Source organism: Actinorugispora endophytica (assembly GCF_004363075.1).
Classification (GTDB): domain Bacteria; phylum Actinomycetota; class Actinomycetes; order Streptosporangiales; family Streptosporangiaceae; genus Actinorugispora; species Actinorugispora endophytica.
The window spans coordinates 1-17,835 of the sequence record NZ_SNYN01000013.1 but is presented as its reverse complement, the minus strand read 5'-3'; the positions used below and the strand labels follow the sequence as shown (position 1 = coordinate 17,835).

15 protein-coding genes are annotated in these 17,835 nt (G+C 73.6%); 7 read left to right on the top strand and 8 right to left on the bottom strand.

Annotated elements, in window-relative coordinates; translation table 11 throughout:
* Positions 1 to 199 precede the first annotated feature (199 nt).
* The gene (locus tag EV190_RS15525) at positions 200 to 1,159 is read right to left on the bottom strand and encodes a threonine ammonia-lyase (RefSeq protein WP_133742289.1); all 960 of its coding nucleotides are present in this window, start codon (positions 1,157 to 1,159) and stop codon (positions 200 to 202) included.
* Between the two features lie 36 nt (positions 1,160 to 1,195).
* Here EV190_RS15525 and EV190_RS15520 point away from each other — a divergent pair, with 36 nt between their 5' ends.
* Positions 1,196 to 1,807 (top strand): flavin reductase family protein, encoded by a 612-nt coding sequence (locus tag EV190_RS15520; RefSeq protein WP_133742288.1) that lies wholly within the window; start codon positions 1,196 to 1,198, stop codon positions 1,805 to 1,807.
* Between the two features lie 35 nt (positions 1,808 to 1,842).
* Positions 1,843 to 2,823, top strand: coding sequence for a helix-turn-helix transcriptional regulator (locus EV190_RS15515; RefSeq protein WP_133742287.1), 981 nt, complete (start codon positions 1,843 to 1,845; stop codon positions 2,821 to 2,823).
* Here EV190_RS15515 and EV190_RS15510 read toward each other — a convergent pair.
* The 3 genes from EV190_RS15510 to EV190_RS15500 form a co-directional block, all read right to left on the bottom strand.
* On the bottom strand, positions 2,811 to 3,656 hold the full coding sequence (locus tag EV190_RS15510) for a DUF817 domain-containing protein (protein ID WP_133742286.1): 846 nt from the start codon (positions 3,654 to 3,656) through the stop codon (positions 2,811 to 2,813). The two genes, EV190_RS15515 and EV190_RS15510, sit on opposite strands and share 13 nt — an antisense overlap.
* A 171-nt stretch (positions 3,657 to 3,827) precedes the next feature.
* A complete protein-coding gene (locus tag EV190_RS15505; protein ID WP_133742285.1) occupies positions 3,828 to 5,648 on the bottom strand; it encodes a serine/threonine protein kinase in 1,821 nt (606 codons plus the stop codon).
* Between the two features lie 228 nt (positions 5,649 to 5,876).
* Positions 5,877 to 6,275: an Rv3235 family protein gene (locus tag EV190_RS15500; protein WP_243742600.1), complete on the bottom strand. Its 399-nt coding sequence runs from the start codon at positions 6,273 to 6,275 to the stop codon at positions 5,877 to 5,879.
* Between the two features lie 168 nt (positions 6,276 to 6,443).
* On the opposite strand from EV190_RS15500, the gene EV190_RS15495 reads away from it, so the two are divergent.
* Positions 6,444 to 7,250, top strand: coding sequence for a glycerophosphodiester phosphodiesterase (locus tag EV190_RS15495; RefSeq protein WP_133742284.1), 807 nt, complete (start codon positions 6,444 to 6,446; stop codon positions 7,248 to 7,250).
* A gap of 36 nt (positions 7,251 to 7,286) precedes the next feature.
* The gene (locus tag EV190_RS15490) at positions 7,287 to 8,654 is read left to right on the top strand and encodes an MFS transporter (RefSeq protein WP_133742283.1); all 1,368 of its coding nucleotides are present in this window, start codon (positions 7,287 to 7,289) and stop codon (positions 8,652 to 8,654) included.
* 48 nt (positions 8,655 to 8,702) lie between these two features.
* Here EV190_RS15490 and EV190_RS15485 read toward each other — a convergent pair whose 3' ends face one another.
* Entirely contained in the window at positions 8,703 to 10,133 is a 1,431-nt protein-coding gene (locus EV190_RS15485; RefSeq protein WP_208113190.1) for a S28 family serine protease, read from the bottom strand.
* 204 nt (positions 10,134 to 10,337) lie between these two features.
* Between EV190_RS15485 and EV190_RS15480 the strand changes: the two genes are divergently transcribed.
* The gene (locus EV190_RS15480; protein ID WP_133742281.1) at positions 10,338 to 10,745 is read left to right on the top strand and encodes a nitroreductase family deazaflavin-dependent oxidoreductase; all 408 of its coding nucleotides are present in this window, start codon (positions 10,338 to 10,340) and stop codon (positions 10,743 to 10,745) included.
* A gap of 85 nt (positions 10,746 to 10,830) precedes the next feature.
* A complete protein-coding gene (locus tag EV190_RS15475) occupies positions 10,831 to 13,809 on the top strand; it encodes a helix-turn-helix transcriptional regulator (RefSeq protein WP_133742280.1) in 2,979 nt (992 codons plus the stop codon).
* A gap of 60 nt (positions 13,810 to 13,869) precedes the next feature.
* Here the strand turns inward: EV190_RS15475 and EV190_RS15470 are convergent, their stop codons facing one another.
* Positions 13,870 to 15,369 (bottom strand): cytochrome P450, encoded by a 1,500-nt coding sequence (locus EV190_RS15470; RefSeq protein WP_133742279.1) that lies wholly within the window; start codon positions 15,367 to 15,369, stop codon positions 13,870 to 13,872.
* 329 nt (positions 15,370 to 15,698) lie between these two features.
* Between EV190_RS15470 and EV190_RS15465 the strand changes: the two genes are divergently transcribed.
* Entirely contained in the window at positions 15,699 to 16,082 is a 384-nt protein-coding gene (locus EV190_RS15465) for an RNA polymerase-binding protein RbpA (RefSeq protein ID WP_133742278.1), read from the top strand.
* Positions 16,083 to 16,157: 75 nt separating this feature from the next.
* Here EV190_RS15465 and EV190_RS15460 read toward each other — a convergent pair whose 3' ends face one another.
* Together EV190_RS15460 and EV190_RS15455 are read right to left on the bottom strand one after the other, a co-directional pair.
* Complete coding sequence (locus tag EV190_RS15460; RefSeq protein ID WP_243742599.1) at positions 16,158 to 16,961, bottom strand: HAD-IIA family hydrolase; 804 nt, start codon at positions 16,959 to 16,961, stop codon at positions 16,158 to 16,160.
* A gap of 145 nt (positions 16,962 to 17,106) precedes the next feature.
* On the bottom strand, positions 17,107 to 17,598 hold the full coding sequence (locus EV190_RS15455) for an FxsA family protein (RefSeq protein WP_133742276.1): 492 nt from the start codon (positions 17,596 to 17,598) through the stop codon (positions 17,107 to 17,109).
* Positions 17,599 to 17,835 lie beyond the last annotated feature (237 nt).

The window sequence follows — 17,835 nt, the reverse complement described above, 5'->3', positions numbered from 1 at the left end:
GAGGGTTCCGTTGACGGTCTTGGGCTTTCTGCCCGTTTCGGGGCCGGGAAGGGCGGAAAGCCCAAGATCATTCCGGGTGGGGGCGGCCCCGACCCGCACCCGCCGTCGCCGCCCGCCGTGACCCCGCGATCCGCGTGACAGGAGGCCGAAAGGCCACCGAAGCACCGGCACGCCGAACCACCCCCGCGCCGGAGCTGCCCTAGTGCCTGCGGGCGGTGTCCGCCGCGATCACCTCGGCCAGCAGCAGTGGGTCCGTGTTTCCGCCCGAGACCACCGCGACGGTGCGGCCCCGGGGGACCCGGCCCGACAGGTACGCCGCGGTCGCCAGGGCGCCGCTCGGTTCGGCGACCAGGTGGGCGCGTCGGGCCAGGACGCCCATCGCCGCGCGGACCTCCTCCTCGGTCACCGTCACCACCGAGTCCAGGCGCTCGCGCAGGTGGGCGAAGGTCAGCTCCGACAACCCCATCCGCACCCCGTCGGCGATCGTGCGGCGGGTCCGTTCGGGCGGCCACGACACGGGCCGCCCCCGCTCCAGGCTCTCCGCGGCGGAAGCGGCCAGCTCCGGCTCCACCCCGATCACCCTGGCGTCCGGGCAGAGCGCGGTCACCGCCGTGGCCACCCCCGACGCCAGCCCCCCGCCACCCACCGGAACCAGCACCACGTCCACCGTCGACAGGTCCGACACGATCTCCAGCCCGACCGTGCCCTGTCCCGCGATCACGTCGGGGTGGTCGAACGGCGGGACGAGGCTCGCGCCCTCCTCCTCGGCGACCTCCCGGGCCACCTCCTCCCGCCGCTCGGGCGGGACCGTGATCACGCGGGCGCCCAGGCCGCGCATCGCCTCGACCTTCACCGGCGCCGCACCCTCGGGGACCACCACCGCGCACGGCGTCCCCATCACCCTCGCGGCGTAGGCCAGCGCCTGGCCGTGGTTGCCCGAGGAGTGCGTGACAACCCCCGCTGTACTGGCCGCACCGCCCAGCAGCGCCATCGCGTTGACCGCGCCGCGGATCTTGAAGGCGCCCATGGGCTGCAGGTTCTCCGGTTTCACCCAGAACTCGCCCTCCGCCCACGGGCACGGCAGCACCGGGGTGCGCACCGCGACCCCCGCCATCCGGCCCGCCGCCTCGCGCACCTGTTGAAGACTCACCAGCTCCATACTCCCCGGCCTGCCCCGGTCACGTAGATTCGAAGCATGCCGCGCATCGACCTGTCCCCCGGCGACCTCTCCGGCCGCGCCTTCTACCGGCTTCTCACCGCCGTGGTGGTGCCCCGCCCCATCGCCTGGGTCTCCACGACCTCCGCCGAGGGCGTCGACAACCTCGCTCCCCACTCCTTCTTCAGCGTCGCCAGTTCCGAACCGCCGATCGTGCAGTTCACCTCCATCGGCCGCAAGGACAGCCTGCGCAACGTCGAGGCCACCGGGGAGTTCGTGGTCAACCTGGCCGCCGAGCCGCTTCAGCGGGAGGTCAACGCCACCGGGACCGACTTCCCGCCCCAGGTCAGCGAGTTCGACGCGGTGGGGCTGGAACGCGAGCCGAGCGCGGCCGTCGGACCTCCGCGGGTGGCCGCCTCCCCCGCCGTCCTGGAGTGCCGCCTGCACTCCACCGTGTCGTTCGGACGCTCCACGGTGGTGTTCGGGAACGTCGTGCACGCCGCGGTCGACGCGGCCGCCATGGTCGACGGCCACCCCGAGATCACCCGGCTGCGCCCCCTGGCCCGCCTCGGCGGGAACGAGTGGTCCGCCATCGGCGAGGTCACCGAGCTCCGGCGCGTCCGCCACGCGGACCGGCCCGGCACCACCTGACAGGCCGTGTCAGCCTCTCCGGTAAGACTGGGGACATGCGCGCCAGTCGACTCCTGTCCCTCCTGCTCCTACTGCAGAACCGCGGCCGGTTGACCGCCGCCCAGCTCGCCGCCGAGCTCGAGGTGTCCGAACGCACCATCTACCGGGATGTGGAGTCCCTCGGCGCGGCGGGCATCCCGATCTACGCCGACCGGGGCGCGGGCGGCGGATACCGCCTGCTGGCCGGGTACCGCACCCGGCTGACCGGCCTGACCGACGGCGAGGCCGACTCGGTGTTCCTGTCCGCGGTCCCGCACGCGGCGGCCGAACTCGGCCTGGGCGCGGAGATGGCCGCCGCCAACCTGAAGATCCTGGCCGCCATGCCCGAGAGCCTCCGCGACCGCGCCGAACGCGTGCGCGGCCGGTTCCACCTGGACGCGCCCGCCTGGTTCCGCGAGCCCGACCACGCGCCGCACCTGACCGCGATCGCCTCGGCGGTGTGGGAGGAGCGCGTCGTCACCATTCGGTACCGGCGCTGGAACTCCACCCCTCTGGAACGGACCCTCGCCCCTCTCGGCCTGGTCCTCAAGAGCGGCCTCTGGTACCTCGTGGCACTGCCGCACCCCGCCGCACCCGGCAGGGGGCCGCGCACCTTCCGCGCCTCCCGCGTCGACGAGCTCACCGACACCGGCGAGCGGTTCACCCGCCCCGACGACTTCGACCTGGCCGACTACTGGGACGACTGGTCCCGCGACTTCGAGGCGGGCCTGTACACCGGAACCGCGCGGGTGCGCCTGAGCGCCCGGGGGCGCGAGCTCATGCGCGCCGTCTCCCCGCCCGCGCTGTGGGCCTCCCTGGACGCGGCCGAGCCCTGCGCCGACGGCCGCTTCGAGACGGAGCTGCCGTACGAGAGCCTGGACCAGGCCGTCTCGGCGTTCTCCCAGTGCGGCCCCGAACTGGAGGTGCTGGAACCGGTCGAGCTGCGCGGCCGCGTGCTGGCGGCGGCCCGCGCCACCGTCCTGCGCTACGAGGGGTGAACCGTCTCGGCCGGAGACGGCCCCGGCCGCTCCTTCCACGCCGCCACCAGTACGAACGACACGGTCACCAGCAACGCCCACGCGCCGAACTTGCCGGGGTGCACCATCGCCCACGCGTCCACCTGGTCGGGGTAGCGCCACGCGTTGAACAGGGTGGAGATGTTCTCCGCGAGCCACAGGAAGAACCCGATCAGGACGAACGAGAGCGACAGCGGCATCCGGTAGCGGGCCCGCCCCACCCGGAAGTACACCCACGCCCCCCACGTCACGGCGACCATGGCCGCCGCCAGCAGCACACGCGCGTCGGGCAGCCAGTGGTGGGTGAGGAAGTTGACGTAGATCGCGGCGGCCACGACCGCCGTGGCCGCGTGCCGGTACCCGGTCAGCTCCAGGTCCATCAGACGCCACGAGCGCACCACGTAGCTGCCCACCGCGGCGTACATGAACCCGCTGTACAGCGGGACGCCGCCGACCATCGTGTACGCCTGGTCGGGGTAGGCCCACGAACCCATGTGCACCTTGAACAGCTCGAAGACCAGACCGACCACGTGGAAGCCCAGGATCGCCAGCACCTCGCGACCGGTCTCCAGTCGCAGCCCCCAGAACACCGCGGTCACCGCCGCCATGTACACCAGCAGCGCGTCGTAGCGCGGAACCGGCAACGGCACCGCCATCGACAGCGCCAACCCGGCGAAGACGCACACCGCGAACGCGCACGACCACGCCTGCGCCCACCCGAAGCGCACGAGCTGGGCCGCGAACACGCCGGGCCGCCCTCCGGAGTCCTCGATCCGGCCCAGCACGGCCTCCAGCGGCCGCCAGTCCAGAGCCATCAGGCCCCTCTCCTCGTTCGGGGGTGAAGAAGCACGCTAGCCCCACCGGGAACACGCGAAACCGGTCCCGGGCACCGCTGGCCGAATCCGGCCAGAACACAACGAAAAGGGCCGCCCGCGCATCACGGACGGCCCGAGCGTTCCGATGGAGCCGTGGAACAGCGGCGCGGATCAGCTGAAGAACCCGAAGTACCACAGCCCGCAGTTGGTGCCCAGGAGGGCCGCGAGGGCGAGCATCGTACCGGTGACGAATCCCGTGCGCAGGGAGCGGACCAGGTACTCCAGGGACACCACGTTGTTGAGCAGGAAGTAGCCCAGGAACAGCGCCTGGTAGAAGCCCTCCACGGTCATCAGGCCCGGGTAGTACCAGCCCGCGCCGGTGTACATCTCGGTGGTGGCGAACCACTCCCAGGCGATGGACCCGCCCCAGCCCAGCGGGATCTGGATGATGGGGATGATCAGCAGCGGCAGCAGCTTGACGAAGCTCCACAGGCTCGGCTGGTCGGCGGCGCGCGCGTTGTGGCCGGCGCGCCGGACCGCCTCGCGCTCGGCGCGCAGGCGCTCCTGGTGCACGCGCTCGGCCTCCTGGTGCCGGCGCTGCTCCTCGCGGCGCTCGCGCTCGCGGCGCTGCTCCTCCTCGCGGCGCCGGCGCTCCTCCTCCTGCGCGCGGTGCTGCTCCCGCATCCGGTGCTGCTCCTCGCGGCGGCGCAGCTCCTCCTCCTCGCGCCGACGGGGGTCCTCGGCCCTGCGCGACCCCCGGTACAGGTCGTCGAACGCGTCGTCCCGGGGCTGCTGCGCGGTGTGCTGCGGGTAGCCGGGGGGCTGCTGCGCGGGCGGCATGGCGGCGGTGGGCGGGGTGGGGCCGCCCGTCTGGCCGTAGACGGCCGTGGGCGGGGCCTGCCCCCCGCTCGGGCCGTAGGAGTCGGTGGCCGCGGGACCGGTCCGTCCCGGCCCCATCCCCATGACCGAGGTGACCCCCTCGACCCCGCCCGCGCCGGGCTGGTACCCGGTGACCGCGCGGGTGGACTGGTGGTCGCCCAGGACCTCGGTGGCGGAGTATCCGGCGCTCTGTGAGCCCAGCACCGCGGTCGCGTCGCCCACGGCCGCGGGGGACGCCCCGCTCAGCGCCGCGTTGACCTTGGCCACCTGCTCCTGGATTCCGCGCATGAACAGCGGGGGCAGCCAGGAGTTCCCGGCCGGGACGTCGCCGAGCGCGTCCAGCACGTCCCCTGGGCCCGGCCGGTAGCGCTCGTCCTTGCTCAGGCACGCCCCGACCAGCCGTTGCAGGGCCGGGGGCACGGCGGACAGGTCCGGGTCGTGCTGGAGGATACGCATGACCATGGTGGGCATCGCGCCCTCGCCGAACGGCCCGACCCCGCCCGCCGCGTAGACCAGCACCGCGCCGTAGGCGAACATGTCGCTCTTGGGGGTGAGCCGGGCGCCCTGGATCTGCTCGGGCGACATGAACCCCGGGGTGCCGATGATCGACTGCGTGGCGGCCGTGCCCTCGGTGGCGCGGGCGATGCCGAAGTCGATGACGCGCGGGCCGTCCTCGGACAGCAGCACGTTGCCCGGCTTGAGGTCGCGGTGGATCAGCCCCACGCGGTGGATCTCGGTGAGCGCCTCGGCCAGGCTCGCGGCCAGCACCCGCAGGCTCGCCTCGGGCAGCGGGCCGTGCGCGCGCACCGCGTCGTCCAGCGGCAGCGAGGGCACGTACGAGGTGACCAGCCACGGCACCTCCCCCTCGGGGTCGGCGTCGATGACCGGGGCGGTGAACGCCCCGCTGACCTGGCGGGCGGCGGTGACCTCGCGGGCGAAGCGCTCGCGGAAGGACCGGTCGGTGGCCAGGTGCGGGTGGATCCGCTTGACGGCCACCGCCCGTCCGGCGGCGGAGCGGCCGAAGAACACCTGACCCATACCCCCGGCGCCCAGGCGTCCGATCAGCCGGTACCGGCCGATCCTTTCCGGGTCGCCGTTCTCCAATGGGCCCACGTTGACCTCCGCTGGTGCTCCGTGTCGTCAAGACCCTTGCGATGGTAACGAAGACGGCGGCGTGTTCGGGTCGGCGCGGGGTTTCCGTGACGTTCCGCCCGAAGGCCCCGAAAAGGACTACCGCCTTTACCTCGTAGATCTTTTCTCGCCGGTCGTGGCCTTCTCGGGACCTCAACCGCTTCTGGGGCCCCGAGAAGGCCACGGCCGGCGCGGGAATGACGCGGGACGCTAGCGGATGTCCGTCTCGATGTGGGTGCACAGCCAGCCGTACTCGCCGTAGACCACGCGCAGTGCCAGTGCCCGGTGCCGGGCCCCGTACGCGACGACGCCGCTCACCTCGGCGATCCCGGGTTCGGGGCAGCCCAGGCGGGTCCTGCGCAGACGGGGGCTCCGGTCGGAGCAGTAGCGGCCCGCGCGCAGCCGCAGGCTCCGGTAGGCGCCCTCGGACAGGCGGGGGCGCAGCTGTTCCAGGGCGCGCTCGCCGGCCAGCACCTCGGCGACGAGCTGGGTGAACCGGGGCAGGTCCCGCTCGGGGCACACCCTCGTCCGGGCCGGGCAGACCGGGGTCCGCCGCACCCGGCGGCCCCGGCGGCGGTGGGCGTGGTCGTCTCCTGTGGTGGTGGTCATGGGCGTCTCCCGCTCTCGGGTCGGCACGGGTGCTCCGTCACACGATCCAGAGTCTCCGGCGCCCCTGCGTGACCACCTGGCATTCCAGGTTCCCCGAAACGGGCGGCCGTGGCCGGACGGCCCCGTTCCGTACTCCCGTTGTTATCTCCGTCTCGTCATACTGCTCGGGTGACCGACGTTTACCTCGACTCCCCGGCACCCATCGGGCTGGCCCATCGGGGCGGCTGGCTGCCCGGCCCCGACGGCCGGGTGCGCGCCGAACTGGAGAACACCGCCCCCGCCTTCGAGCACGCGGTGCGCCTGGGCTACCGCCACTTGGAGACCGACGTGCACGCCACCGCCGACGGGGTGCCGCTGGCATTCCACGACGCCACCCTGGACCGCGTCACCGACCGCGCGGGCGTGATCGCCGAGCTCCCGTACGCGGAGGTGGCCCGCGCCCGCGTCGGCGGCAGCGAGCCCGTGCCGCTGCTGGAGGACCTGCTCGGCTCGCTGCCCGGGGCACGTTTCAACATCGACGTCAAGGCCGACACCTCGGTGGAGCCCCTGCGGGTGGCCCTGCGGCGCACCCGGGCCTGGGACCGGGTGTGCGTCAGCTCCTTCTCCCAGGCCCGCCTGGAGCGGGTGCGCCGGACCTTCGACCGGCCCGTGACCATGTCCAGCGGCCCCGTGGACGTGGCCCGGCTGCGCCTGGCCTCGCTGGTCCCCCTGCTGGTCCCGCTGGCCCGGCGCGGCGTGTCCTGCGTGCAGATCCCCCTGCGCCGGCGGAACTTCCCGCTGCTCAGCCGGGGCCTGATCGCGACCGCGCACCGCCTGGGCGTCCACGTTCACGTGTGGACCATCAACAACCCGGTGCTGATGGAACGCCTGCTGGACCTGGGCGTGGACGGCATCGTCACGGACAACACCGAGGGGCTGCGCCGCGTCCTGACCGGCCGCGGCGCCTGGCCCGCCGCGGACCCCCTGCCCGGCTGACCCCGTCCCCCGTCCCACCGCACAGAAAGCACTCCATTGCCGACCCCTTCCCAGGTCCCCCGCCCCGCCGACGAGGCGCGTTCCCGCCGCTCCGAGCAGCGCGCCTGGTACATGTACGACTGGGCGAACTCGGTCTTCACCACCTCCGTCATCACCGTCTTCCTCGGCCCCTACCTGACCACGCTGGCCGAGGCGAACGCGGGCGGGGACGGCAGGGTCAGCGTGTTCGGCTGGATGATCGAGCCCACCGCGCTGTACCCCTACGCCACGTCGCTGTCGGTGCTGATCCAGCTGGTGCTGCTGCCCATGGTCGGGGCGATCGCCGACAACAGCGGGCGCAAGCGCGAGATGCTGGGTGTGCTGGCCTACCTCGGCGCGTTCGCCACGATGGGCCTGTACTTCGTGCAGGGCGACCGCTACCTGCTGGGCGCGGGCCTGTTCGTGCTGGCCAACGTGGCGTTCGGCGCCTCCATCGTGGTGGCCAACTCCTTCCTGCCCGACATCTCCGCCGAGGACGAGCGCGACGCGGTGTCCTCACGCGGCTGGGCGACGGGCTATCTGGGCGGGGCACTGCTGCTGACCCTCAACCTCGCGCTGTTCCTGGGCCACGAGAGCTTCGGCCTGGACTCGGGGCACGCGGTGCGCATCTGCATGGTCTCCGTGGGCGTGTGGTGGGCGGTGTTCACCGTGATCCCGCTGGTCGGACTGCGCAACCGGCGCGACGGCTCGACCGCGGCCCCGACCCGCCCGATCAGCGTGGGCCGCAGCTTCGCCCAGCTGTGGCACACCCTCAAGGGGTTGCGCGCCTACCCGGGGACGCTGCTGTTCCTGGTCGCGTACATACTCTTCAACGACGGCATCCAGACGGTGATCGGCTTCTCCGCGACCTTCGCCGACCAGGCGCTGGAGCTGGACCAGACCGTGCAGATCGGCACGATCCTGATGGTGCAGTTCGTGGCGTTCGGCGGCGCGCTGCTGCTGGGCGCGATCGCCAGGCGGACCGGCGCCAAGAGGGCGATCCTGGGCAGCCTGGTGGTCTGGACGGTCGTCGTCGGGGTCGCGCCGCTGCTGCAGGCGGGCTCGGCGACGCAGTTCTTCCTGCTGGGCTTCTTCATCGCGATCGTGCTGGGCGGAACCCAGGCGCTGTCGCGCTCGCTGTTCTCCCAGCTCATCCCCAAGGGCAAGGAGGCCGAGTACTTCGGCCTGTACGAGATCAGCGACAAGGGCTCGGCGTTCCTCGGCTCGCTCACCCTGGGCATCGTGCTGGACGCCACGGGCGGCGAGTACCGGGTGGCGATCCTGTCCCTGTCGGTGTTCTTCGTCCTCGGGTTCGTACTGCTGCTCCTGACGAACGTCCCCGCGGCGATCCGCGCCGCGGGCAACCGGGTGCCCGAGAGGGTCTGAGCGCCTCGGCGAAGGGGCCGGCGCGGGGTCCGCGCCGGCCCCTTCGCCCTACAGCGGCCGCCGGACGGGGTCGGCCGCGTCGTCCAGGCCCGGGATCCGGTCGGGGACGGCCCTGAGCGGGGTCACGCCGTCCAGGCCGGCCCAGCGCGTCAGCGCGGCGGTGGCCGCCGCCCGGTCCGCCTCGTCCAGCGCGGCGATGCTCGCGCCGTGGTTGGCGCCCGGAGCGGTGAAGGAGTGGGCGTCGCGCCGGCCGCCGCGCCCCACTTCGAACGGTTCGGCCGACCACGGGTCGTACTCGCCGTCGACGAACAGCAGCCGCGTGCCGCGCGTGCGCACCCAGCGGTCGATGTCGGGCATCGCCCGGCGGTCGAAGCGCGGTCCCTCCAGCTCGGGCGGCAGGTAGTTGGCCGCGTGGAACAGGTCCGGGTGGCGCAGCAGGCCGTCGAGGTGGTCGGTGGGCACGCTCGGCGTGCCCAGCTGGGTGGCCGCCTGGAAGTAGTAGGGGACGTAGGGTTCGATGCCCTGGTCGGTGTAGAAGGCGAACCCGGCGACCTCGTCCAGGAATGCGGCGATGTCGGCGGTGGGGGCGTCGGCACCGGGCACCTCCCCGCACTCGTCGACGCCCCGGTACTGCCAGAACGCCCACGCCGTGTCGAGGACGAGCATCTCCAGGGCCTCGTCGGCGCCGCCGATGCCGCGGTGGAAGGTCCAGCCGTTCCGCTCGGCCAGGCCCTCGTAGTGCGCCACGAGTTCGCCGCGCCGCTCCAGTGCCTCCCGCTGGAGTCCCTCCAGGTCCTGCTGACAGTCGGAGGAGCCGCCGACGGTGTCGAAGAACTCCAGGTAGGCGCTGTCCTCGTTGTCGCGGACGTCGTTGGGCGCCACGTAGGCCACGGTGCCCTCCACGTCGTGGGGGTAGAAGCGGCGGTGGTAGACCGATGTCATGCCGCCCTTGGAGGCCCCGGTGGAGATCCAGGCCCCGGTGTAGACGTCGTCGACGGCCTCGATGACGCGGTGGTGGTCTGCGGCGGCCTGGCGGATGTCCAGGGTGTCCCAGTCGGCGGGGTCGGGGCGGGACGTGCCGAAGAAGCGCTGCTCGGTGGAGATCTGGTTGCCGTCGACCAGCCGGGTGGGCTCGGACCGGGACGGGACGGTGGAGACCTGGTACCCGCTGGTGTGCAGCACGGTCGGCCGGTCGAAGCCGCGGTGCAGCAGGGTCAGCCGCTGCTCGAAGGTGCCCGCGCGGGGCCGGTCGTGGTCGGTGTACTGGGTGAAGCTCAGCACGAAGTAGCGGAAGCCCTCGGCGGGGACGGACTTCTCCTCCACCACCGTGAGGCCGGGCACGGCCTCCAGCCGGGCGCGGATGTCGGGTTCGGTCGTTTCCTGGGCGGCCGCCGTCGGGGCGGCGGTCAGCAGCAGCACCGCGGCGGCCAGCAGGGCTGTCGCGAAGAGGGCGGGTGAGGGACGGCGACGATCGGGCACGCGCATGACCTCCGGTGAGCACACGGATACCGGTATTGGGGACGCGCACCGACCCTAACCACCCGGGCCCCGGAAAAGTAAGCTCTCCGTGGCTTTTTCGCGACCGGGAGTCGCGGGCGGGAGTCGCGGGCGGTCGCGCGGGTGAAACCCCGCCGGCGGGGAAGCAGGCACCCGAGAAGCACCGGCGACCAGGGGAGGACGGCCATGCTGTACGGAGCCGAGCATGTCAAGCGGTACGTGGAGACCGACGGCGAGGAGGGGCACATCTGGCAGCCGGGGGTGCCCACCCTGATCCTGACCACGGTCGGGCGCAAGAGCGGCAAGGAGCACAGCACACCGCTGATCTACGTCGAGGACGGACCGGACTACGCGGTCGTGGCCTCCAAGGGGGGCGCGGAGTCCCATCCGCTGTGGTACCTCAACCTGACCGCCAATCCGGAGGTCAAGGTCCAGGTCCGGGCGGACAGGTTCACCGCACGCGCGCGCACCGCCGACGAGGAGGAGCGGGCCCGGCTCTGGCCGCGTCTGGCGCTGGTCTGGCCGGAGTACGACTCCTACCAGGCGAAGACCGACCGGGTGATCCCGATCGTCGTCCTGGAGCGCGTGTCCTGACCGGAGGCCCCGGACGACCGGGGCCTCCCCCGGCCCCCGTCCGCCGGGCCCCCGGCCTGCCGGTCCTTTTCGGCATACTTGGGCCATGAGCTCTTTCGGCACGAGCCCGGTGTTCGTCGGCCGCACCGCGGAACTCCGGACCCTCCTGGACCACGCGCGACGCGTCCGCACCGACGGCTCCACGACCGTGCTGCTGGGCGGTGAGGCGGGCGTGGGCAAGTCCCGGCTGCTGGCCGAGTTCGCCGGACGCACCGCCACCCCTCTGGTGCTGCGCGGCGGCTGCCTGGAACTGGGGGTGGAGGGCCTGCCCTTCGCGCCCTTCGTCGCGGTGCTGCGCCAGCTGCTGCGCGCCCGGGGCGCGCTGTTCGGGTCCGCGGCGGGCGGCGCCGGAGAGCAGGAGCTCGCCCGTCTGCTCCCCGAGCTGGGCCCCCCGCCGCCCGACCGCGTCGAGGCGCGGGGGCGGCTCTTCGGTGAGATCCTGACCCTGCTGGTGGCGGCGGCCGCGGACGGCGGGCTCAGCGTCGTCATCGAGGACCTGCACTGGGCCGACTCCGCGACCCGCGACCTGCTGGTCTTCCTCATCCGCAACCTGGAGTCCGCGCCGGTGCAGATCGTGGCCGGCTACCGCTCGGACGACCTGCACCGCGAGCACCCGCTGCGCCGCCTGCTCCCCGAACTGCGGCGGCTGCCCGGCGTGTCGCACCTGGACCTGGGACCGCTGTCGCGCTCGGAAGTCGCCGAGCAGGCCGCGGCGATCAGCGGGCGGACGCCGTCCCCGTCGGAACTCGCCACCCTGTACGAGCGCACCGGCGGCTTCCCGCTGTTCGTGGAGTCCTTCCTGGAGGACCCCGAGCCCCAGGGATCGGTCCCCGCCGGATCGCGCGACCTGCTGCTGAGGGCGGCCAGGCGGCTCGACGAGCGGGCCCGGGCGGTGCTGGACGTCGCCGCGGTGGGCGCGGTCAGCGGAGACCAGATCGACCACCGCCTGCTGGCCGCCGTCGCCGGCCTCGACGAGGGCGCGCTGGACTCCGCGCTGGGCGCCGCCGTGGACGCCAACATCCTCCGGGTCGCCGAGGGCGGCTACGCCTTCCGGCACTCGCTGCTGCGCGAGGCCGTGCACCAGGAGCTGCTGCCGGGGCGGCACGCCCGACTGCACCTGCGGTTCGCCGAGGCCCTGGACGCGGCCCCCGAACTGGTCCCCTTCGACCGGCTCGCCGCCGAGCAGGCCCACCACTTCCACGCCGCGCACGAACTCCCCCGGGCCCTCGGCGCGGCCTGGCGGGCGGCGATGCGCGCACGCGAGTCCCTCGCCTTCTCCGAGGAACTGCACATGCTCGAACGCGTGCTGGAGCTGTGGGACCGCGTGGACGACGCCGCCGACCAGGTCGGCACCACCCTGGCGGACGTCGTCTGCCAGGCCGCCGCAACGGCGTACGAGAGCGGGGAGGCCCTGCGGGCCCGCAAGCTGTGCGACGAGGGCCTGGCGCTCCTGGAGCGGGTCCCCGACCCGGACCGGGAGACGCTGGTCACGCGCGCGCTGCTGCTGCGCCGCCGCGGCCGGGCCCGCATCCAGCTGGCCGACCACGACGGCATCGACGACCTGGTCGCGGCGCTGGACGTCCACCCGCCCCAGGACAGCGAGTACGGCTTCCTGCTCGCCGTGCTGGCCCGGGAGCTGATGATGCGCGGCGGCCGACTGCCCGCCACCAGGCTCGCCGAGAAGCCCCTGAGCAGCGCAAACACGCACTGCCGCTTCCTGTCCGCCACCGAGCTGGCCGAGGAGGCCCTGGCCCACGCCGACACGCACCCCGGGAACTGCACCAGGGCCGACGCGCTGGTCACCCTGGCGACACTGCGCGGCCAGGCGGGCGACGTCGAGGAGGCCCTGGCCATGTTCGACCGCGCGGTGAAGATGTCACGCACGGCCCGCAGCCCGGAACTGGAGGCGCGGGCACTGGGCAACCTGTCCTCACTGCTGCGCGAGCACGGCCGCTACGCCGAGGCCGTGGCCACGGCCCGCGAGGGCATCGAACGCGCCCGCGGGAACAGCGTGCTGCGTCCGCAGGGCGCGTTCCTGGCCCTGAACCTCGCCGAGGCGTACTACGAGACGGGCGAGCTGGCCCGGGCGCGCGAGACCGTCTCGACCGGGCTCGACTGGTGGCCGATGCCGCTGTTCCGCTCGTTCCTGGTCAGCGTGGGCGGGCGCATCGCGCTGGCGCGGGGGGACCTGGCGGGCGCGGCCACGGCCGTGGACCTCCTCTCCTCGTCCGACATCGGCTCCGCCCCCCGGTTGCAGCCGATGCTGTCCTCGTCCGCCTTCATGGTGGACTTCGCGCTGGCGCACGGGCGGGTGGACGAGGCGCTGGCCGTGTCCGAGAAGCTGGACGACGACTCCAGGCTGACGCTGTGGCCGAGCTACAGCTGGCCGCTGGTCGAGGCGCTGGGGCGCGCCGCGCGCGCGGCCGGGCCCGGGCACCCGGCCGCGGCGCGCCTGCGGGAGCGGCTGCGCGGCCTGTCCGACCACCTCGCCGTCGACACCCCCGCCCATCTCGGCTACCGCGCCGCCGTCTCGGCCCTGGTCCTGGAGGACGCCGAGCCGGACGCCGAGCTCAAGGCGTGGCGCGCGGCGGCCGAGGCGTGGGCGCCGACCGGTTTCGTGCTCGCGCACGCCGAGGCGCTGCTGCGCGTGGCCGAGGCCGCGGCCGCGCACGGCGACCGCGCCGAGGCCGTGGAGAGCCTGCGCGCGGCCGCCGAACCGGCCCGACGGTGCGGCGCCGAGCCGCTGGCGCTGCGCGCCGCGGACCTGGCGCGGCGGCTGAACGCGTCGCTGGGCGCGGACGGGGGCGCGGCGCCCACCGCCCCCGAAGGGCTCACCCCGCGCGAACTCCAGGTGCTGCGCGTGCTCGCCCGAGGCCGCACCAACGCCGAGATCGCCGCCGAGCTGTTCATCTCGGCCAAGACCGCGAGCGTGCACGTGTCCCGGATCCTGGGAAAGCTGGGCGTGTCCAACCGCGGCGCCGCCGCGGCCCGCGCCCGCGACCTGGGGCTGACCGCGGGCACCTGACCTCCGGAGCGGGAGCGTCCGGGAGAAGCCGGACACCGCGGGCGGGCCGGACGCCTGTCCTCAGGCCCGCCCGTCCCGGCCCCAGCGGGCGAGCAGGCTCTCCAGGGGGTCCGCCGGGCGGGCCTCCTGCCGGGCGGGGGCTCCGTAGCGGGCCCCGGTGGCACGGAGCCGCCGGGGCGTTTTGGCGCGCACGTGGCGGACGGGCTCGCCCGGGGCCGCGTCCCCGGCCCCTCCGGGTGCCCCGTAACGGGCGCCTCTGGCCCGGGGGCGCCGTTGGGAGGCGGGGAGAACGCGGCGCGCGCCCTTCTCCCGGACCGGACGGGTCTCGGCGGCCGGGCCCGGCTCGGCGGCGAAGCGCACCGGCAGCCGCACGAGGCCGTGCACCGAGAGCGACGCGCGCCAGCGCAGCTCCCCGGCCCCCCGCTCCAGCGCCAGGCCGTCCAGGCGGTCGAGCAGGACATCGATGGCGGTGAGCGTGATCTCGCAGGCCAGGGCCTGGGCCGGGCAGCCATGCGGCCCCGCTCCCCACATCAGGTGCGCCCGGTTTCCCGCGAACGCGTCGACGTCCCCGCGTCCGCCTCGGCGGGTCGCGGGGTCGGCGTGCGCGGGGGCGAAGCCCAGGAACAGCGGCTCGCCCTCCTTGATCTCGACGCCGCCGATGCGCACGTCGTGGGTGGGATAGCGCCCCGCGAGCGTCTGCAGCGGCGGGTCCACCCACATGACGTAGTCGAGGAAGTCGACCGCGGGCAGCGCCGCTCCCCGGTAGGCCTCGGCGGTCTCCGAACCGGTGAGCAGCAGCCGCAGCGCGTTGCCGATGAGGTGCGTGGTCGGCTCCAGCCCCGCGTTCAGGAGCAGCAGCAGCTCGGCGGCCGCCTCGCCGTCGGCGAGCCCCGCGGGGTGCGCGAGCAGCCGCGAGACGAAGTCATCGCCCGGGTCGGCCCGGCGGCGCTCCACGAGCGCGGCGACGTAGCGGCGGACGTCCGCGGCGGCGCGCTCGGCGGTGGCGGCGTCGCCGTCGTCCCGGGCCGAGGTCAGCGCGGCCAGCAGCTCGCCGTACTCGTCACCCAGGCCGAACAGGAGGTTCAGCACCATGGCGGGCAGCGGCGCGGCGTAGGAGGCGATCAGGTCGGCGTGCCCCTCGGCGGCGAAGCCGTCGACGAGCTTCCCCGCCAGGCGCCTGATCCCGCTGCTGAGGCGGCGCCCGCCGGCTGCGGCCAGCCCTTCCACGATGGGCGCGCGCAGTCGGCGGTGGCGCTCGCCCTCGACGGCCAGCACGCCGCCCCAGGAAGGCCCGGCCCCGAGCGAGCGGCCCGGGTCGGCGGAGAAGCGGGAGGGGTCGCGCAGGACGTCGAGGTTCTCGTGGTAGCCCAGCAGCAGCCATCCGGGCACGCCGGGGGTGATCTCGACCGGGGCGACCGCGCCGAACCGGGCGCGCAGCTCCTCCCACAGACGGGCGTGGTCGGGGCGCCGGGCGTCCCGGTAGAGCGGGACGGCCCGTGCGCGCGCCGGGCAGCGGGCGGGGGGAGGAGTGCTTCCGGGCGTGGGGCGGGTGCTGCTCACGACGGGGCTCCTTGAGCGGGGGTGCGCCGATCCTAGGAGCGTAATGTTTCGAACACGATTCCGGGCCGAAAGCGCGATTTTTCGGCAGCGCCGGGCATATGGTCGGCCACGCGCAAAGTTTCCGTCAAGCCTGGGTGGGCTGCGACGATTCGCCGCACCACGACCGGTGTGGGACAGGACACAATCAGGGTTCGGCGGGGCCGGATCCGGAGACCGCGGTGCGGGCCGGGCATTGTCGCACGGTTGGGGCTCCCTCGTCCGGGGAATCTTGACACGGACCGCCGCGTTACACCCACGAGACCGCAAGAGCGCCTGGAGGCACGCACACGATGGCCGAGCGAGCACTTCGCGGAACCCGACTCGGGGCAACGAGCTACGAGAACGACCGCAACACCGACCTGGCGCCGCGCCAAGAGGTCACCTACGACTGTCCCCGGGGCCACCGCTTCGCTGTCACGTTCGCGACAGAGGCAGAACTCCCCGCCAGCTGGGAGTGCCGCTTCTGCGGAGACAACGCGCTGATGGTCAACGGCGAGCAGCCGCAGGTGAAGAAGGGCAAGCCCACACGCACCCACTGGGACATGCTGCTGGAGCGCCGCAGCATGGAGGACCTGGAAGAGGTCCTGGCCGAACGGCTCGAACTGCTGCGCGCACGGCGCAGAGAGGAGCAGGAGCACCTGCACGCTCTGGCCCGCCAGCGGAAGAGCGCCTGACCCACCGACCGAAGGGCCGACCGCGGGTTCCGAGAACCCCTGCGGTCGGCCCTTCGTCGTCTCCCGGGTCCGGGGTCACTCCCCGCTCTTCTCCTCGAAGGGGTTCCGGCTGCGTCCGACGAGGTCCGCGATCGACGCCATGACGGCGGTCGGCCGGTACGGGAACAGTTCGGCGGTGGTGGTGTCGGAGATCCCGGTGAGCACCAGGATGGTCTGCAGGCCCGCCTCGAGGCCCGAGCGCACGTCGGTGTCCATCCGGTCGCCGATCATGAGGGTGTTCTCCGAGTGCGCGCCGATCGCCCGCAGCGCTGAGCGCATCATCAGCGGGTTGGGCTTGCCCACGTAGTAGGGGGCCCGGCCGGTGGCCTTCTCGATCAGCGCGGCGACCGCTCCGGTGGCGGGCAGCGAGCCCTCGCGGCTGGGGCCCTTCTCGTCGGGGTTGGTGGCGATGAACCGGGCGCCGTTCTCCACGAGCCGGATCGCGCGGGTGATGGCCTCGAAGCTGTAGGTGCGGGTCTCCCCCAGCACCACGTAGTCCGGGTCGCGCTCGGTCATTATGTAGCCCGCGTTGTGCAGCGCGGTGGTCAGCCCCGACTCGCCGATGACGTAGGCCGAGCCGCCGGGACGCTGCTCCTGCAGGAACCCGGCGGTGGCCAGCGCCGAGGTCCAGATGGCTTCCTCCGGGATGTCCAGACCGGTGCGCAGCAGCCGGGCGCGCAGGTCGCGCGGCGTGTAGATGGAGTTGTTGGTCAGCACCATGAACGGGGTGTCGTTGTCGCGCAGTTCGCCGATGAACTGGTCCGCGCCCGGGACGAGGTGCTCCTCCCGCACGAGCACGCCGTCCATGTCCATCAGGTAGTTGAAGCCCGCTTTGCTCATCACGCGACGATTGTCCCATCAGACACGCCCCCCGTGTGAAGCGGACGTGCCTCGTCGGCGACAGGGCCGGGCCGTTCGGGTTCGCGTGGCCGCCACTCCTGACGATCGTGGCGGCCGAGGCCCCGGAGGCGTGCGGTCGACCGGGTCAGCGCCGGCCGGGGTCGTCGTCGGTGACGATGCGCCCCTGGATGATCCGGCCCGAGCCCGGCGGGCGGTCGTCCGGGGTGTTCTCGCGCACGGAGACCAGGTCGGCCTCCATCTGGGCGCGCACGCGCGCCAGGCGGCGTTCGGCCCAGCCGCGGAACGCCCAGCGCAGGACCGGGCGGGTGAAGGGCAGCGCCATCAGCGCGCCCAGCAGCGCGGTGAGGAAACCGGGGGTGACCAGCAGGACACCGCCCACCAGCAGCATCAGCGTGTCCAGCAGCGACCCCTTCGGGGGCTCGCCGGTGCGCATGGCCTTCCGGGCGTCGGTGTAGGCGCCGCGTCCCGCCCGGCGCACCACGAGGACCCCGGTGATGCTCAGCGCGCACAGCAGAGCGATCGTCCAGGACACCCCGATCTGCCCGCTGACCAGGATCATCAGCCAGATCTCCAGGAATGGCAGCGCCATCAGCGCGATCACGGTCAGCAGCGGCATGCGGGCACCTTCCATCGCCTGGCGGTGAGGCTCTCATCGTGACAACGACGCGCGCCCGCCCGCCGTTCCCGGATCCGGCGGTTCTCCCGCCCTCCTCCGTACCTCTGCTCGATGGTCGTGGCGGCAGCGGTGCACAAAAGCGGGGTGGGGGACGCGGGCGGCACCACCCACGAGCCGGGCCCCCCCGACACCAGAGAGCCGCGACACGCCCCGCCCCGCCCCGCCGGGGGCGTGCCG

Excerpts from the sequence above, each read along its gene's own strand:
- EV190_RS15520 (WP_133742288.1), top strand. The coding sequence starts at position 1,196 with ATGCCGCGCATCGACCTGTCCCCCGGCGACCTCTCCGGCCGCGCCTTC.
- EV190_RS15515 (WP_133742287.1), top strand. The coding sequence starts at position 1,843 with ATGCGCGCCAGTCGACTCCTGTCCCTCCTGCTCCTACTGCAGAACCGC.
- EV190_RS15475 (WP_133742280.1), top strand. The coding sequence starts at position 10,831 with ATGAGCTCTTTCGGCACGAGCCCGGTGTTCGTCGGCCGCACCGCGGAA.
- EV190_RS15465 (WP_133742278.1), top strand. The coding sequence starts at position 15,699 with ATGGCCGAGCGAGCACTTCGCGGAACCCGACTCGGGGCAACGAGCTAC.
- EV190_RS15500 (WP_243742600.1), bottom strand. The coding sequence starts at position 6,275 with ATGACCACCACCACAGGAGACGACCACGCCCACCGCCGCCGGGGCCGC.
- EV190_RS15460 (WP_243742599.1), bottom strand. The coding sequence starts at position 16,961 with ATGAGCAAAGCGGGCTTCAACTACCTGATGGACATGGACGGCGTGCTC.
- EV190_RS15510 (WP_133742286.1), bottom strand. The coding sequence starts at position 3,656 with ATGGCTCTGGACTGGCGGCCGCTGGAGGCCGTGCTGGGCCGGATCGAG.
- EV190_RS15525 (WP_133742289.1), bottom strand. The coding sequence starts at position 1,159 with ATGGAGCTGGTGAGTCTTCAACAGGTGCGCGAGGCGGCGGGCCGGATG.
- EV190_RS15455 (WP_133742276.1), bottom strand. The coding sequence starts at position 17,598 with ATGCCGCTGCTGACCGTGATCGCGCTGATGGCGCTGCCATTCCTGGAG.
- EV190_RS15480 (WP_133742281.1), top strand. The coding sequence starts at position 10,338 with ATGCTGTACGGAGCCGAGCATGTCAAGCGGTACGTGGAGACCGACGGC.